The following is a 14,136-nucleotide window of genomic DNA, read 5'->3' as shown; positions in this document are numbered from 1 at the left end:
ATGTTCAAGCGTTTCACGACATCAGAGGACGGTACCACGATGGTCGAGATGGCCATCGCGATGACCCTGCTTTTCACCATAACCCTGGGCTTCGTCGACTACGGCTACGCGCTCTACCAATGGAACGCGGCAACCAAGGCCGTGCAGGCGGGCGCGCGGATCGCCTCCATTTCCGACCCGATTGCTCCGGAGATTTCGACGGCCGGCGCCACGACGTCGCCGGGAGCGCCGATTGTCGCGGGGTCCTATGACTACACCTGCAACGGCGCCACTTCGACCTGCAGCTGCGCGGGGGCAAACTGTGTCAACGGCACCTGGACGGCGGCGAATTTCAACCGGATCTTCCAGGGGGATGCGAGCGGCACGGGCACCTGCCCCGCGCTGGCGGCGAACCAGCGGCCGGGCATGTGCCACTTTTATCCCTTCCTGACCCCCGCGAATGTCCTCATCCACTACACGGCCACCGGCCTGGGCTATCAGACGCGCCTCGGCGGCGCCGTGCCGACAATCACCGTCAGCCTCCAGAACGTGAACTACCACTTCTTCTTCCTGGGCGGACTGCTTGGGCTCGACGATATGGCAATGCCCGACATGCTGAGTACGGTAACGGGTGAAGATTTGAAGAGTACATCGCCATGAACGCCATCGACACCAGAGTTCTCCCAACGAAGCGAAAGCAGGTGGCGCTGTTTTCGTCGGATCCGAATTTCAAGCGCGATGTGACGACACGCCTCGACGCACTGGCGATCTATGACGTCAAGGTGTCAGACGCGGCCGAGTTCCTGAAGGGGCCGCCGGTCGACAGCCGGCCCGGCATCATCATCCTCGATCTCGGCAATGGCGAGCTGCTCGGCAATCCGGGGATCGTCGAGGCGCGCACGGCCTGGTCCTCGGTGCCGCTGATCGCAATTTCCGACGAGCTAACCTCCGAGCAGACGCGCGTTCTGGTGCGCATGAACGCTTCCGACTGGCTGCACAAGCCGCTCGATCCAAAGGAACTGCTCAACGCCGTCACCTTCCACGACACCGGCAACCAGGGCACAAAGAGCCGCATCGTCACCTTCATCGCCGCCAGCGGCGGCGCCGGCGCCACCACGCTGGCGATCTCGGCCGCGGAGCACCTGGCCTCGAAGTCGGCCGAGCGGGCGGCCTCGACCTGCCTCGTCGACCTCGACTTCCAGAGCGCCAATTGCGGCGCCTATCTCAACCAGTTCAACCAGTTCGACCTCGCCGGCATCATCGGCCAGCCGGACAGGCTAGACGTCGAGCTCATGGACGTCATCAAGCTGGAACGGCCGTCCGGCCTCACGCTCTATTCCTTCGAGCGGCCGCAACTGCCGTTCGAGCCGCACGGCTCCGACTTCGTCTTCCGGCTGCTCGATCTCGTCGCCTACCGCTTCGACGACATCGTCATCGACCTGCCCAACATCGAGACGCCGTGGCATGATTCGGTGCTGCGCACGAGCGACGAGATCTTCATCGTCTTCGAGCTCAACGTCGCCTCGCTCAGACAAGGCAAGCGGCTCTACAAGAAGATCCGCGAATTGCGCGGCAACAAGGTCAGCATCACGCTGGTCGCCAACAAGCACAAGCGCAAATGGTTCGGCAACCACTTCTCGCGCAGCGAGCTGGAGAAGATCTTCAAGGCGCCGAACATCAAGTCGCTGGCGTTGGACAATGCGCTCTTGGCCGACGCGCTGAATCGCGCCATCCTGCCTTCCGAGGTGGACAAGCGCGCGCGCTTCAACAAGGATCTGAAGGCGATGTTCAAGGAACGGCTGGACAATGCCCAGCGCTAGAACCATCGCCGGGAAAGCGCGCGGCGGCAGCGCCGGCTTGGCCGGCGCCTTGCTGATCGGGATCGTGCTGGCGTCGGGTTGCGATGTGGCGATGGCCGGATCGGGCCTGCCGCCGTTGCCGGCCATGGGCCCCAGCCTGCGCAAGGCGGTTGCCTTGCAGACCAGCGAGCAACCCGGCACGATCATCATCCGCAAGAACGAGAAGGCGCTCTATCTGGTGACGGGCCAGGGCCAGGCGCTGCGCTACCAGATCAGTGTCGGCCGCGACGGCTTCGGCTGGACCGGAACGGTCAAGGTTGCCTCCAAGACCGAATGGCCGGAATGGCGCCCGCCCAAGGAGATGCGCGCACGGCAGCCGGAATTGCCAGCGATGGTGCCAGCCGGTCCCTACAATCCGCTCGGCGCCAGGGCGCTTTACCTTGCGCGCGACGGGCGCGACACGCTCTATCGTATCCATGGCACCAACGATCCCAAGGGCGTCGGTTTCGACGGCACGTCCGGATGTTTTCGGTTGACGAACACCGATGTGATCGATCTCTTCAAACGCGTCGCGGTGGGCGCAAAGGTGGTGGTTGAATGACGATGATCAGCGCGCCGGACGCTCCGGCAATCGAACTCGGTCTACGGGAAGCCGCTCCGGAAAAGCCCAGCCGGGCCAAGCTCATCGCTGCCGTCGCGGTTGGCGCTGCGCTCGTCACCGCCGTCAACGTGACGGCCGCCGTCTATCTCTACCGGGGCGTCAACGACCTCAGGACGATGGAGGCGCGGCTGGAACAGCTCGGCCAGTTCGAGCAGCGGATCGGCGCCCGCATCGATACCGTCAACAACGGTTTCCAGAGCCGGTTCGAGACGCTGGACCGCCAGTTGCAGGCGAGTTTCGGCCAGATCAACGGCAACCTTGCCAAGCTGGAGCAAGGCCAACCCGTTGCAGCGAGCGAGCCGGCGCCCAGCGCGCCCGAGCCGACCATGCTTAGCAATACTACGATGGCGGAGGCTTCCGCTGTAGACGACAGCAGCGCCGATCCTGTCGATGGGCAGCGCTCGTTCAAGAGGAAGGTCGCGCCTCCCGGCCCCAACCCGTCCTACCAGCGCATCCAGCAGGCGGACGGCAAGGTCTATTACAAGAAGATCAACTGAGCCGCCGACGAATTGGCCATTTCGACCTGTGATGGCCGGGTGTCAGAGATCGCGCTGCAGCGCCAGGATGTGGATGGCGCGGGCTTCGGCGCGCAGCCTCGCTTCGCGCAGGAAGGCGACGTGGCAATAGGCGCAGGCGGCGAGGCCGAGGCAAAGCACCAGGCTGTTCTCCCAGCTGAAATCGATCATCAGCGAGAATTGCATGCCGCGCGGCGCGGTGAACGACGCGATCGTGCTCGCCGTTTCCGAATGGCTGCCTAGCGCGATCATCAGCCCGGCGAAAAGCAGGGCGACGTGATTGGCCAGGAAGAAGCCGGTGGACCGCTTTGCCTGGCAGGCCATCCAACAGGCGGTCGTAGCGACAAGGATGACAGCGGCATTGAGGACCATCGATCCACCGAGGTAGAAATCCGCCTGCTGCCAGAACATCGTCGAGAACGGGCGCAGTTCCAGCCAGGCATGCCACACCGCGGGGCTCGCCGGATAGAAGCCGAGAAGCATTGCCGCCATTCGCTCCGCCGCCAGCAGAAGCAGCATCAGGGCCGGAAAGGCAAAGAGCAGTATCGGCTTGCGCGTCATATCATCCCCTCGAAACCCGATGGCCGATTCTATGCCGCATTCGTTGCCCGACACTTAACGCAACGCCTTGCTTTTCAAGCGATGTCGCTCGCGTCTAATGTATGATCGGGTTCAAAGAGCGGGGGGCGCCGTGTTGACAGGATCCAGCGGATTGGGCTCGGGCGCCATCACCGGCAATCGGCGCGGCCCCGCGAAGGTCCGCGCGTGAGCCAGGCGAAACCGCCCGGTCGCCCGCGGCTGGCGCCGGTGCTCGGCGGGCTCGGGCTGCTCGCCGGCATGTTGCTGATCGCCGAGAGCGCGCGCTGGCTGCCGCCCGAGCCGCTTTCGAGCACGCCGGCTCAGAACGATGGCGAGATGACACCGGCCCCCCAGGGCCCGATCCACGACGCACGGCCAAGCCAACCGGCGCGCAGGATCGCCGAGGATCTCATCGCGCCGCCGCCGCTCGACCCATCCGGGACCCAACGCATCGAGCCGCGCCCTCCGCTCGGCGAACTCGGGCTCGCGCAATGGCCGAAGACGCCGATGCCGCAGGATTGGCGCGAGACGCTGCTTTTCCGGCCGGTCGCGACCTCCTCGGCGGTCTTCGAAGCCATGGGACGCACGGTCGCCATCAGCGGGACGGTCGACATAGACCCGGGCAGGACCTGCTCGTTCGACAACAGCGCCTGGCCCTGCGGCCAGCGCGCCCGCGCCGCCTTCAACGCCTGGCTGCGCGGCCGGGCACTCAAATGCCTGCTGCCGCCGGATGTCGATCGCTTCGCCATCGCCGCGCCCTGCGTGCTCGGCAAGCAGGATGTCGGCGCCTGGCTGGTTTCCAACGGCTGGGCGATGGCCGCGCCCACCGGCATCTATGGCAAGGCGGAAGCGGTGGCCAGAGACGCCAGGATGGGCATCTTCGGCCCGCCGCAATAGCGCAATTTGCATGAAAATCCGCGGCTGGTTCCGCTCCCGAATTGCGTGAAAGCAGAATGGTCAGAGCGCTTCCGTTTTCCTAAAGACCGTAGACAGTTCCAACGTCCGGGCGGGTCATCGAACGCGGAAGCCGCGGCGCCCGCCGGATCCAGCGCTTCCCGTGGAGAAGATGCCGATTTTGCATCAAATTGTACGTTTTCCTGACACCGAAATCGTAACGGACCTCCTGTAAAGCCAGTGCGTCGAACAGGAGATTGGCCCTTGCCCACGAAAACGCAGACCGCACCGGTTCGGACATGGACGCAGGTCATCTGGCTGGCCGTGCTTGGCACCGCCGCCTGCGTGGCTCTTTCACTCGCATTGAACTACCTGCTGATGTTCAGCGACAGCCTGACGCCGTTCGTGCGCGGGGCGGTTACGGCCATTGTCGTGCCGATCGCCATAGGCCTGCCGCTGTTTGCCCTGCTCGGCTGGCAACAGATCGAGATCCGCCGCTACCGGCAGGAACTCACCAGGTCCGGCACCTTTGACCAGTTGACCGGTTGCCTGAACGGCAAGGTGTTCACGTCGATGGTCGACAGGAGGGCGGCGAGACCGGTCGGTCCGCGCTCCGGCGCCTTTCTGGTCATCCATCCGGAGCATCTGGCATCGATCAACCTGCGCTTCGGTCTCGAATGGGGCGACGAGGCCTTGCGGCTGATCGCATCGGCCATCCGGTCCGCGGTGCGCAAGGACGATCTGATCGGCCGGCTCGGAACCTCGATGTTCGGCGTCTTCCTCCCGGGCGCGAGCGACCAGGATGCCAAGGAGATCGGCGAGCGCATTCGCGGCGCGGTCGGCGAGATCTATTTCGCGCCGAAAGGCGACAAGGACGTCCTTGCGATCAGCGTCGGCGGCGTCGTTTTCGAGCATGAGCTGGATTTCGAGGACATGTACCGCTTCGCGGAGGAAGGCATGGCCGAGGCCCCGGACGAAACCGGCATGCGGCTGTCGCATGTCAACAACTGAGCCGGCGCGATCCAGTTCGCGTGTTGGCCCGGCTAGCGAATTCGGCCGGGCAATTGTGGGCGGGAACTGGAGTCCTCGCCCGGAATCGAACCGGGAATGAAGGATCTGCAGTTCTCCGCGTGAACCATTCCGCCACGAGGCCTGAATGCGAGGCATCGCAATAGGTCGGCGCCAGACCATCGTCAAGCGCCGCGCAATCAAGCAGTTGCGGGAATTCTGGTGCTGCGAGAGAGGATTGAACTCTCGACCTCTCCCTTACCAAGGGAGTGCTCTACCACTGAGCTACCGCAGCCTGCGATGGCGGCTTCTGCCATATCGAACCGGCAAGCGCAAGGCCAAGAAAAACCCAAAGCGTCGCATGTGATTCCAGGCAACCGTCTGGCCTTTTACGGCGGCGTGCGCGGTTGATCCACAGCGCAGAACCGGCTCCCGGCCTGCTTTCATGACATGGCCGCGCTAAAATGCTAGCGATTGCGGATTCGCGGGCCGGCTGACACCGGTCAGGAATTGGACGATGAACGACAAGGCAAATCCACCGAAAAAAGGCGACGGACAGCGCAAGGACCGGCTGGCCGAGGCGTTGCGCGCCAATCTGCAGAAACGCAAGGCGCAGGCCCGCTCGCGACGCACAGGCGACACTGAAAGCCAGCGCGCCGGCGGTGCCGATCAGCGGTCGGAAGGGTTGCCGGCTGCTGGAAAAATGCACAAGGACTGACCAAATCAGCCATACTGGCCGGTCATGGTCGGTTCGGTTTTAAGAAAATCCTATTTCTTGAACCAAGCCGGCCAATGGTCTAAGCCGGGCACACTCAACCGATTGAAGCGGCCCGTTCGGGCCGAGGGGACGTTTTCTCATGGATCGCATCAGAATTGTCGGCGGCAATGAGCTTGCCGGTACCATTCCGATCTCGGGCGCCAAGAATGCGGCATTGCCGCTTATGATCGCCTCGCTGCTCACCGACGACACGTTGACCTTGGAAAACGTGCCGCATCTGGCCGATGTCGAGCAGCTGATCCGCATCCTCGGCAATCATGGCGTCGACTATTCCGTCAACGGCCGGCGCGAAAAGCAGCAGGAAGGCTATTCGCGCACCATCAATTTTTCCGCCCGCAACATCGTCGACACCACCGCTCCCTATGAGCTGGTCTCCAAGATGCGCGCCTCCTTCTGGGTGATCGGGCCGCTGCTTGCCCGCATGGGCGAAGCCAAGGTGTCGCTGCCGGGCGGCTGCGCCATCGGCACGCGCCCTGTCGACCTGTTCCTCGAAGGCCTGCAGGTGCTGGGCGCCGATCTCGACGTCGACAACGGCTATGTCATGGCCAAGACCAAGAATGGCCGCCTCACCGGCAACCGCTATGTCTTCCCGAAGGTCTCGGTCGGCGCCACGCATGTGCTGATGATGGCGGCCTCGCTCGCCAAGGGCGAGACGGTGCTGGAAAACGCCGCCCGCGAGCCGGAGATCGTCAATCTCGCCGAATGCCTCATCGCCATGGGCGCCAAGATCCATGGCGCTGGCACCTCGACCATCACCATCCAGGGCGTCGAGGCTCTTTCCGGCGCCCGCGTGCGCGTCATTCCGGACCGTATCGAGACCGGCACCTATGCCATGGCGGTCGCCATGACCGGTGGCGACGTCATGCTCGCCGGCGCCCGGCCCGATTTGTTGCAGAGCGCGCTCGACATTCTCGTCCAGACGGGCGCCGAGATCACGCCGACCAACGAGGGCATCCGCGTCAAGCGCAACGGCGCCGGCATTGCGCCGGTCGACGTCGCGACCGCCCCCTTTCCTGCCTTTCCGACCGATCTGCAGGCGCAGTTCATGGGCCTGATGACCATGGCCAAGGGCAAGTCGCGCATCACCGAGACCATCTTCGAGAACCGCTTCATGCATGTGCAGGAGCTAGCTCGCCTCGGCGCCCACATCACGCTTTCCGGCCAGACGGCGATCGTCGACGGCGTAGCCAAGCTGAAGGGCGCGCCCGTGATGGCGACCGACCTGCGCGCCTCGGTGTCGCTGGTCATCGCCGGCCTTGCGGCAGAGGGCGAAACCACGGTCAACCGCGTCTACCACCTCGACCGCGGCTTCGAGCGGCTGGAAGAGAAGCTCTCCGGCTGTGGCGCGATGATCGAGCGGATTTCGGGCTGACGCTTTGCGGGCAATCCTGTCGGGCGGTTGCACCGACGGCAAAGACCCACTAGAGCGTGGTTGAACTCGACCTAGCCGAGTTCAACCACGCTCTAGCTTTTTGTGTGAGCATGATCTTTGCCGAAAACCGGTTTCCACTTTTCGGGGTCATGCTCTAACAGAACGCTGAATTGTCAACGTTCAGGTGCGCATTCCGCATGGCAGCTCTCAAGCTCATCGCGCTCGACGACCAGGATCTGAGCATCGTCTCGGCGCATGTACAGGACGCCGTGATGAAGGTCTCGGACCTCGAATACCTGCCGGCGGCCAAACGCTTCGTGCTGACCATGAACCGCTTCGTCTGGGAAGCGAAGTCCGGCTTGTTCCGCCAGCACAATGAACGGCGGCAGGCCGTCCTGCATTTCGACCGCGTGCTCGGCGCCAAGACCAACGGTATTCCGAGAGACAAGCCGGCCGAGGTGCTGTCGCTGCTGGCGGTCAGCTTCATCGCCATCAGCAAGCCGGCCGGGATCGTCGAGCTGGTGTTTTCCGGCGGCGGCACCATCATGCTCGACGTCGAATGCATCGAGGCGCGGCTTGCCGATATCGGCGGCTCCTGGGAAGCCACTTCACGACCGGCGCACAGGGGCTGAGCCGCAATGGCTATTACACTCCGCCAGCAGGACGCCGATTTCGAACAGCGTTTTTCGGCCTTCCTCACCACCAAGCGCGAGGTGTCGGCCGATGTCGAGGCCGTGGTGCGTGACATCATCGCCCGCGTGCGCGCCGAAGGCGACAAGGCGCTCGTCGACTATACGTTGAAGTTCGACAAAGCCGATCTCGGCGCGCTCGGTATCGCCGTGTCCAAGGACGATATCGCCAAGGCCTATCAAACGGCCGATCCGGCCACGATCGAGGCGCTCAAATTCGCGCGCGACCGTATCCGCTCGCATCACCAGCGGCAGAAGCCGAAGGACGACCGCTACACGGATGCCGCCGGCGTCGAGCTCGGCTCGCGCTGGACGGCGATCGAAGCCGTCGGCCTCTACGTGCCGGGCGGCACGGCAAGCTATCCGAGCTCGGTGCTGATGAATGCCGTGCCGGCCAAGGTCGCCGGCGTCGAGCGCATCGTCATCGTCGTGCCGGCCACGCGCGGCGTCATCAACCCGCTGGTGCTGGTGGCCGCCGACCTGGCCGGCGTTTCCGAAATCTACCGCGTCGGCGGCGCTCAGGCCGTCGCCGCTCTCGCCCATGGCACCGAGACGATCATGCCGGTGGCCAAGATCGTCGGGCCGGGCAATGCCTATGTCGCGGCGGCCAAGCGGCAGGTTTTCGGCACGGTCGGTATCGACATGATCGCCGGGCCGTCGGAAGTGCTGGTCGTGGCCGACGCCGACAACGATCCCGACTGGATTGCCGCCGACCTGTTGGCACAGGCCGAGCACGACGTTTCGGCGCAGTCGATCCTGATCACCGACAACGCCGAATTCGGCAAGGCGGTCGAGCAGGCGGTCGAACGCCAGCTGAAGGTGCTGCCGCGCGCCGAAACGGCGGCCGCGAGCTGGCGCGATTTCGGCGCGGTGATCCTGGTGCCTGCGTTAGAGGCCTCGCTGCCGCTGGTCGACAGGATCGCGGCCGAGCATGTCGAGCTCGCTTTCGACGATGCCGAGAGCTTCCTTGGCAGGATGCGCAACGCGGGCGCCGTGTTCATCGGCCGCCACACGCCGGAGGTCATCGGCGACTATGTCGGCGGCTCCAACCACGTCTTGCCGACGGCGCGCTCGGCGCGTTTCTCGTCGGGACTGTCCGTGCTCGATTTCGTCAAGCGCACCTCGATCCTGAAGCTTGGCCCGGAGCAGCTCAAGCTGCTGGCGCCCGCCGCGATCGCGCTTGCCAAGGCGGAAGGGCTCGACGCGCATGCCCGCTCCGTCGCGATCAGGTTGAACATGTAGCGATGTCCGGCCACCACCAAACCCGCAACAGGCTGATCGACGTCGAGCTCGACGAGACGATCGGACGTTCGACGCCCGACGTCGAGCACGAGCGGGCGGTGGCCATCTTCGACCTCATCGAGGAGAACAGCTTTCGGCCGGTCAGCGACGACGGCGCGGGCCCCTACAAGCTCAAGCTGTCGCTGGCAGAGTCGCGCCTGGTCTTCGCCGTCAGCCGCGAGGATGGCGCCGACGTGGTCACCCACATCCTGTCGCTGACGCCGCTGAGGCGCATCGTCAAGGACTACTATCTCATCTGCGAAAGCTACTACGAGGCCATCCGCTCCTCGACGCCCAGTCATATCGAGGCGATCGACATGGGCCGACGCGGCCTGCACAATGAGGGCTCGCAGACGCTGATGGACCGGCTCGCCGGCAAGATCGAGATCGACTTCGACACGGCGCGCCGGCTGTTCACGCTGGTCTGCGTGCTGCACTGGCGGGGTTAGATCAGGATGATGTTTCGTTGAAACACCATCCTGGTCCAGCTCTCTGTTGGAGCATGATCTTTCCCAAAAACCGGTTCCCACTTTTTGGGATCATGCTCTAGTGGCCGCCCTGCCGCATTCGATCCTGTTCCTGTGCGGCATGAACGCCGTGCGCTCGCCGATCGCGGAGCAGCTGGCGCGCCGCATGCTGCCCGCCACCTCTTTCGTCGCCTCGGCCGGCGTGCGCGCCGGCGAGCGCGACCCGTTCGTCGATGCCGTGCTGGCCGAGGAAAGCCTGTCGCTCGGCGAACGCCAGCCAAGGGCGCTGGAAGAGCTGGAAGACGATTATTTCGACCTGATCGTCACGCTGGCGCCGGAGGCGCATCATACAGCGCTCGAGCTCACCCGCTCGCTCGCCGTCGAGGTCGAATATTGGCCGATGCCCGACCCGACCGACACCGGCGGCACCCGCGAGCACATCTTGGCTGCCTATCGCGACGTGCGCGAGCGGCTGAAGGCGCGCATAAGCCGACGTTTCCTGCTTCCAGAGGCAAAAAACGCCACGGATTAAGCGTGTTCACAAGCGGACGATTATCATATAGGTTCCGCCGCAAATTCCGGCCGGATTGCCGGAACGCCCATCCAAGCAAAGGTATCGAATGCCGAAGGAAGAAGTCCTCGAGTTTCCAGGTGTGGTCACCGAACTGCTGCCCAATGCGATGTTCCGCGTGAAGCTCGAAAACGAACACGAAATCATCGCCCACACGGCCGGCCGCATGCGCAAGAACCGCATCCGCGTGCTGACCGGCGACAAGGTCCTGGTCGAGATGACGCCTTACGACCTGACCAAGGGCCGCATCACCTACCGTTTCAAGTAAGACCGCCAGGTTTCGACCGGGAAGCGCGATGAGCCTTTTGCAGAAGCTGGTGCTTGCCTCTGGTTCGCCGCGCCGCATCGAATTGCTTCAGCAGGCCGGCATCGAGCCGGACCGGGTGCTGCCAGCCGACGTCGATGAGACACCGTTGCGCGCCGAGCATCCGCGCTCGCTGGCCAAGCGCCTGTCCAAGGACAAGGCCGAGAAGGCGCTTGCCTCGCTGAAGAGCGAGGACGATTACGCGCCCGCCTTCATCCTCGCCGCCGACACGGTGGTGGCGGTCGGGCGGCGCATTCTGCCCAAGGCGGAGACGATCGACGACGCCATCAATTGCCTCGGCCTGCTTTCCGGCCGCTCGCACCGGGTCTATTCCGGCATCTGCCTGATCACGCCGGGCGGCAAGCTGCGTCAGCGGCTGGTGGAGACCAGGGTTCGTTTCAAGCGGCTGCCGCGCGAGGAGATCGACGCTTATGTCGCCTCGGGCGAATGGCGCGGCAAGGCCGGCGGCTATGCCGTACAGGGCCTAGCCGGCTCGTTCGTCGTCAAGCTGGTCGGCTCCTACACCAACGTCGTCGGTCTGCCGCTCTATGAAAGTGTCGCGCTGCTTTCGGGCGAAGGGTTCAAAGCGCACCAGAACTGGCACGCTGCGCGCTCATGAGCCTGGACGACAAGGTGACGCCGCTTCGGCCAAAGCGGCCCTGCCCCGAATGCGGCAAGCCCTCGGCGCGCGAGCACTACCCGTTCTGCTCGACGCGCTGCAAGGACATCGACCTCAATCGCTGGCTGAAGGGCGCCTATGTCATTCCCGGCCGCGACGGCGAGGAGGACGAAGACGACAGCCCGAGGCCGGGACCCTCGCCTAAGGACGAGGGGTGAGCGCTGGCGACAAGCCGCCGTTCCGAGGTGCTGGCGGGTAATCAGATCCCGGCTTTGCCGGCAACGAGATTGCTCCTTTGCCGACGTCGCTTGCGTCCTGTCATGTGCCTGCGACAATTGCCCCGGAAAATCGCCCCTTAGGCGCTGGACAGCCAAGATTCCCGTGCTATAACCCACGCGCTTTCAAGGGGCGCCACTTGGCGCTTCCCTGAAATCCGGCGGGCGGACCCCGTTAGCCGGCACAGGCCCAGATAGCTCAGTTGGTAGAGCAGCGGACTGAAAATCCGCGTGTCGGTGGTTCGAATCCGCCTCTGGGCACCATTTGCCTTTCCCAGGACTTCCCACCACTTCTCATAGCGCTCCACATATCTAGATAAATCAAATACTTGACTGGTCCAGCCTGCTCATGGCGACCCGCCGTGTACCGTTGCAACGCATCAGTTTGTGGGTAACGATCCGGGTATTACCCATTACCCGGGAGGCCCGTTACCCATGTCGCTCTCCGATTTAGCCTGCAAAAACGCGCAGCCCAAAGACAAGCCGTATCGCCTTGCTGATGGCGACGGGCTCTATCTACTCGTCCAAAAAGGCGGCTCGAAGCTCTGGCAGCTGCGTTATCGCTATCTGGAGAAGGAAAACATCCTATCCTTTGGCAAATATCCGCTGGTGTCGCTTCTCGACGCGAGAGAGAGGCGGGACAATGCCAAAAGATTGCTGGCCGCCGGTATCAACCCCTCCACCAAACGCAAGGAGGAGAAGGTCACGGCTCTCACAGAAGCGCGCACCACTTTCGGCCTGATTGCCGAGGAATACGTCACACGGATGAAGGAACGGGACGCCGCGACGGCCACCGTCACCAAAACCAAGTGGCTACTCGAAGACCTGGCCAGCCCGCTCGCCAAGCGTCCCATCAAAGAGGTCACCGCAGCCGAAATTCTCCAACTCCTCCAGAAGATCGAGAAGAGCGGCCGACGGGAAACGGCGCGACGTTTGCGCGGCGTGATCGGCAGTGTCTTTCGGTTGGCGATTGTCACCCTCCGGGCCGAGACCAACCCCACCTTGGCCCTCCAAGGCGCCCTCCAGCCGCCGAAAGCCAACGGCCGTGCTGCGATCACCGATGCGAAGAAATTCGGCCAGCTCCTCGTCGCGATCGATGAGTACGACGGTTGGCCGACCCTCAAAGCCGCGCTCCAGTTCCTGGCTCTTACGTGTGTCCGTCCCGGGGAGGTGCGGGGAGCGACCCGCGACGAGTTCAACCGAGAGGAGGCTGTCTGGCACATCCCAGCCAAGCGCATGAAGATGCGTGCTCCGCACGATGTGCCGCTATCCAAACAGGCGCTCCGGGTCTTGGGAGAGGTCTGGCCGCTTTCCGAACACGGCAGCCTGGTCTTTCCTTCGATCCGGTCGACCAAGCGTCCGCTTTCCGAGAACTCTATGAATTCCGCCCTGCGGCGCATGGGTTACGGCAAGGACGAAGTGACAGCCCACGGCTTCCGGGTGACCGCCAGCACCATCCTCAACGCCAACAACTGCGATCCAGATGTAATTGAGGCGGTGCTGGCGCACCAGGACAAGAACGCAATCCGGCGGACCTACAACCGCGCCACCTATTGGGAGCAGCGAGTGACTCTGATGCAGGAGTGGGGCGATTTGCTAGACGCAGTAAAGGCAGGCGGTTAGACAAATTCTGCGGCCGCCTTGACAGGTGATGACGAGAACTATGTCTACGCTATAGCCCTCCCTTGAACGAGGGATGCAGTGGGAGGGCGCAGGACCGGCTGGTCGCCGGATACGGACACGGCCCCGGTCGGGGCCGTGAGCTATCTCTCTCTGACTGCCCATTGTGGCACCGCCTCTCCGGCGTCAAGGACGAGCGGTCCCCCCAATTTTGCCACCGGACGCTGAAGCGCGCCCGCCGACAAAATCGGCTCCCCCGCTCGCCGCGTAGCGGTCGCTAACGCGATCCTTGACCCCTCGATGCGCCGGTGCGGGCTCCTTCCGTCAGAGATCGAAAGGAGACTTCCATGACACATCGCGACATCGTCACCATCGACGGCGGCAGCGCAGAATACTGGCGGCAACGCAAGCAGGCCTTCCGACTCATCCACGAGGCGGAGTGGGCGCTTTCGCGCCTGACGCGGGAGCCGATGTATCTCCACGGCGGCTACGACGAGAACGGCGACGTCATCCCCATCGAAAACCTCGGGCCGTATGACGACATGGAGGACGCGGTCCGGGCGATCGAGGCGAATGAGACGGCCGTCAGCATCCTGGTCGCGCAGCGCCGCACCAAGATTGGCGACTATGAGCTCAAAGCGGTGATCCGGGAGCTCAAGGATCCGGACCGCGGTTAAGTCGAGAAGAGAGGCGGCATCCGCCGCCTCTCTGAAGCTCTCCCCGTG

General features: G+C 63.9%; 18 protein-coding genes and 3 tRNA genes. 18 read left to right on the top strand and 3 right to left on the bottom strand.

All coding sequences use genetic code 11. The features are described 5' to 3' along the window. Genes DPM33_RS25740 through DPM33_RS25725 form a run of 4 tightly spaced genes read left to right on the top strand, consistent with a single transcriptional unit; the run spans position 1 to position 2,936 of the window. Positions 1-639 (top strand): TadE/TadG family type IV pilus assembly protein, encoded by a 639-nt coding sequence (locus DPM33_RS25740; RefSeq protein WP_112100233.1) that lies wholly within the window; start codon positions 1-3, stop codon positions 637-639. Further along, entirely contained in the window at positions 636-1,799 is a 1,164-nt protein-coding gene (locus tag DPM33_RS25735) for a CpaE/TadZ family protein (RefSeq protein WP_112100192.1), read from the top strand. The genes DPM33_RS25740 and DPM33_RS25735 overlap by 4 nt, the downstream gene beginning before the upstream one ends. Further along, positions 1,786-2,379, top strand: coding sequence for a L,D-transpeptidase (locus DPM33_RS25730; protein ID WP_112100191.1), 594 nt, complete (start codon positions 1,786-1,788; stop codon positions 2,377-2,379). Before DPM33_RS25735 ends, DPM33_RS25730 begins: the two co-directional genes overlap by 14 nt. After that, positions 2,376-2,936, top strand: coding sequence for a hypothetical protein (locus tag DPM33_RS25725; protein WP_112100190.1), 561 nt, complete (start codon positions 2,376-2,378; stop codon positions 2,934-2,936). The genes DPM33_RS25730 and DPM33_RS25725 overlap by 4 nt, the downstream gene beginning before the upstream one ends. Before the next feature lie 42 nt (positions 2,937-2,978). On the opposite strand, the gene DPM33_RS25720 is transcribed toward DPM33_RS25725, so the two are convergent. Beyond that, entirely contained in the window at positions 2,979-3,515 is a 537-nt protein-coding gene (locus DPM33_RS25720; RefSeq protein ID WP_112100189.1) for a hypothetical protein, read from the bottom strand. Positions 3,516-3,719: 204 nt separating this feature from the next. Here DPM33_RS25720 and DPM33_RS25715 point away from each other — a divergent pair, with 204 nt between their 5' ends. Both DPM33_RS25715 and DPM33_RS25710 read left to right on the top strand, forming a co-directional pair. After that, on the top strand, positions 3,720-4,430 hold the full coding sequence (locus DPM33_RS25715) for a thermonuclease family protein (RefSeq protein ID WP_245442375.1): 711 nt from the start codon (positions 3,720-3,722) through the stop codon (positions 4,428-4,430). Between the two features lie 261 nt (positions 4,431-4,691). After that, positions 4,692-5,438, top strand: a complete 747-nt coding sequence (locus tag DPM33_RS25710) for a GGDEF domain-containing protein (RefSeq protein WP_245442374.1) — start codon at positions 4,692-4,694, stop codon at positions 5,436-5,438. A 67-nt stretch (positions 5,439-5,505) separates the two neighbouring features. Here DPM33_RS25710 and DPM33_RS25705 read toward each other — a convergent pair. Next, positions 5,506-5,580: transfer RNA gene (locus DPM33_RS25705), tRNA-Cys, on the bottom strand. Positions 5,581-5,655: 75 nt separating this feature from the next. Next, a tRNA-Thr gene (locus DPM33_RS25700) sits at positions 5,656-5,730 on the bottom strand. Between the two features lie 222 nt (positions 5,731-5,952). Between DPM33_RS25700 and DPM33_RS25695 the strand changes: the two genes are divergently transcribed. The 12 genes from DPM33_RS25695 to DPM33_RS25640 all read left to right on the top strand — a co-directional run bounded on the left by DPM33_RS25695 (position 5,953) and on the right by DPM33_RS25640 (position 14,088). After that, positions 5,953-6,153 carry a hypothetical protein gene (locus tag DPM33_RS25695; RefSeq protein ID WP_112100188.1) on the top strand — a complete coding sequence of 67 codons (201 nt, stop codon included), beginning with the start codon at positions 5,953-5,955 and terminating at the stop codon, positions 6,151-6,153. Positions 6,154-6,292: 139 nt separating this feature from the next. Continuing rightward, positions 6,293-7,585 carry a UDP-N-acetylglucosamine 1-carboxyvinyltransferase gene (gene murA / locus DPM33_RS25690; protein ID WP_112100187.1) on the top strand — a complete coding sequence of 431 codons (1,293 nt, stop codon included), beginning with the start codon at positions 6,293-6,295 and terminating at the stop codon, positions 7,583-7,585. 197 nt (positions 7,586-7,782) lie between these two features. Then, entirely contained in the window at positions 7,783-8,217 is a 435-nt protein-coding gene (locus DPM33_RS25685; RefSeq protein WP_112100186.1) for a DUF2948 family protein, read from the top strand. Between the two features lie 6 nt (positions 8,218-8,223). Then, positions 8,224-9,516, top strand: coding sequence for a histidinol dehydrogenase (gene hisD / locus DPM33_RS25680; RefSeq protein WP_112100185.1), 1,293 nt, complete (start codon positions 8,224-8,226; stop codon positions 9,514-9,516). A gap of 2 nt (positions 9,517-9,518) precedes the next feature. Next, the gene (locus tag DPM33_RS25675) at positions 9,519-10,004 is read left to right on the top strand and encodes a UPF0262 family protein (RefSeq protein ID WP_112100184.1); all 486 of its coding nucleotides are present in this window, start codon (positions 9,519-9,521) and stop codon (positions 10,002-10,004) included. A gap of 100 nt (positions 10,005-10,104) precedes the next feature. Next, positions 10,105-10,554, top strand: coding sequence for an arsenate-mycothiol transferase ArsC (locus tag DPM33_RS25670; protein WP_281004814.1), 450 nt, complete (start codon positions 10,105-10,107; stop codon positions 10,552-10,554). A gap of 88 nt (positions 10,555-10,642) precedes the next feature. Next, a complete protein-coding gene (gene infA, locus DPM33_RS25665) occupies positions 10,643-10,861 on the top strand; it encodes a translation initiation factor IF-1 (protein ID WP_006200926.1) in 219 nt (72 codons plus the stop codon). Between the two features lie 28 nt (positions 10,862-10,889). Continuing rightward, positions 10,890-11,516, top strand: coding sequence for a Maf-like protein (locus tag DPM33_RS25660; protein ID WP_112100183.1), 627 nt, complete (start codon positions 10,890-10,892; stop codon positions 11,514-11,516). Beyond that, positions 11,513-11,734, top strand: coding sequence for a DNA gyrase inhibitor YacG (gene yacG, locus DPM33_RS25655; protein ID WP_112100182.1), 222 nt, complete (start codon positions 11,513-11,515; stop codon positions 11,732-11,734). The genes DPM33_RS25660 and yacG overlap by 4 nt, the downstream gene beginning before the upstream one ends. Before the next feature lie 245 nt (positions 11,735-11,979). Further along, a tRNA-Phe gene (locus tag DPM33_RS25650) sits at positions 11,980-12,055 on the top strand. Between the two features lie 171 nt (positions 12,056-12,226). Then, a complete protein-coding gene (locus DPM33_RS25645) occupies positions 12,227-13,414 on the top strand; it encodes a tyrosine-type recombinase/integrase (protein ID WP_112100181.1) in 1,188 nt (395 codons plus the stop codon). Positions 13,415-13,758: 344 nt separating this feature from the next. Next, the gene (locus DPM33_RS25640) at positions 13,759-14,088 is read left to right on the top strand and encodes a hypothetical protein (RefSeq protein WP_112100180.1); all 330 of its coding nucleotides are present in this window, start codon (positions 13,759-13,761) and stop codon (positions 14,086-14,088) included. The last annotated feature ends 48 nt before the right edge of the window (positions 14,089-14,136 follow it).

It is taken from the genome of Mesorhizobium hawassense, from assembly GCF_003289945.1.
Taxonomy (GTDB): Bacteria; Pseudomonadota; Alphaproteobacteria; order Rhizobiales; family Rhizobiaceae; genus Mesorhizobium; species Mesorhizobium hawassense.
This window is presented reverse-complemented; position numbering and strand designations above follow the sequence as displayed.

What these genes read in the sequence shown, in the direction of transcription:
- DPM33_RS25725 (WP_112100190.1), top strand. Translation starts at nt 2,376, where the DNA reads ATGACGATGATCAGCGCGCCGGACGCTCCGGCAATCGAACTCGGTCTA.
- DPM33_RS25695 (WP_112100188.1), top strand. Translation starts at nt 5,953, where the DNA reads ATGAACGACAAGGCAAATCCACCGAAAAAAGGCGACGGACAGCGCAAG.
- DPM33_RS25685 (WP_112100186.1), top strand. Translation starts at nt 7,783, where the DNA reads ATGGCAGCTCTCAAGCTCATCGCGCTCGACGACCAGGATCTGAGCATC.
- hisD (WP_112100185.1), top strand. Translation starts at nt 8,224, where the DNA reads ATGGCTATTACACTCCGCCAGCAGGACGCCGATTTCGAACAGCGTTTT.
- DPM33_RS25645 (WP_112100181.1), top strand. Translation starts at nt 12,227, where the DNA reads ATGTCGCTCTCCGATTTAGCCTGCAAAAACGCGCAGCCCAAAGACAAG.
- infA (WP_006200926.1), top strand. Translation starts at nt 10,643, where the DNA reads ATGCCGAAGGAAGAAGTCCTCGAGTTTCCAGGTGTGGTCACCGAACTG.
- murA (WP_112100187.1), top strand. Translation starts at nt 6,293, where the DNA reads ATGGATCGCATCAGAATTGTCGGCGGCAATGAGCTTGCCGGTACCATT.
- DPM33_RS25660 (WP_112100183.1), top strand. Translation starts at nt 10,890, where the DNA reads ATGAGCCTTTTGCAGAAGCTGGTGCTTGCCTCTGGTTCGCCGCGCCGC.
- yacG (WP_112100182.1), top strand. Translation starts at nt 11,513, where the DNA reads ATGAGCCTGGACGACAAGGTGACGCCGCTTCGGCCAAAGCGGCCCTGC.
- DPM33_RS25735 (WP_112100192.1), top strand. Translation starts at nt 636, where the DNA reads ATGAACGCCATCGACACCAGAGTTCTCCCAACGAAGCGAAAGCAGGTG.
- DPM33_RS25720 (WP_112100189.1), bottom strand. Translation starts at nt 3,515, where the DNA reads ATGACGCGCAAGCCGATACTGCTCTTTGCCTTTCCGGCCCTGATGCTG.
- DPM33_RS25740 (WP_112100233.1), top strand. Translation starts at nt 1, where the DNA reads ATGTTCAAGCGTTTCACGACATCAGAGGACGGTACCACGATGGTCGAG.
- DPM33_RS25730 (WP_112100191.1), top strand. Translation starts at nt 1,786, where the DNA reads ATGCCCAGCGCTAGAACCATCGCCGGGAAAGCGCGCGGCGGCAGCGCC.
- DPM33_RS25675 (WP_112100184.1), top strand. Translation starts at nt 9,519, where the DNA reads ATGTCCGGCCACCACCAAACCCGCAACAGGCTGATCGACGTCGAGCTC.
- DPM33_RS25640 (WP_112100180.1), top strand. Translation starts at nt 13,759, where the DNA reads ATGACACATCGCGACATCGTCACCATCGACGGCGGCAGCGCAGAATAC.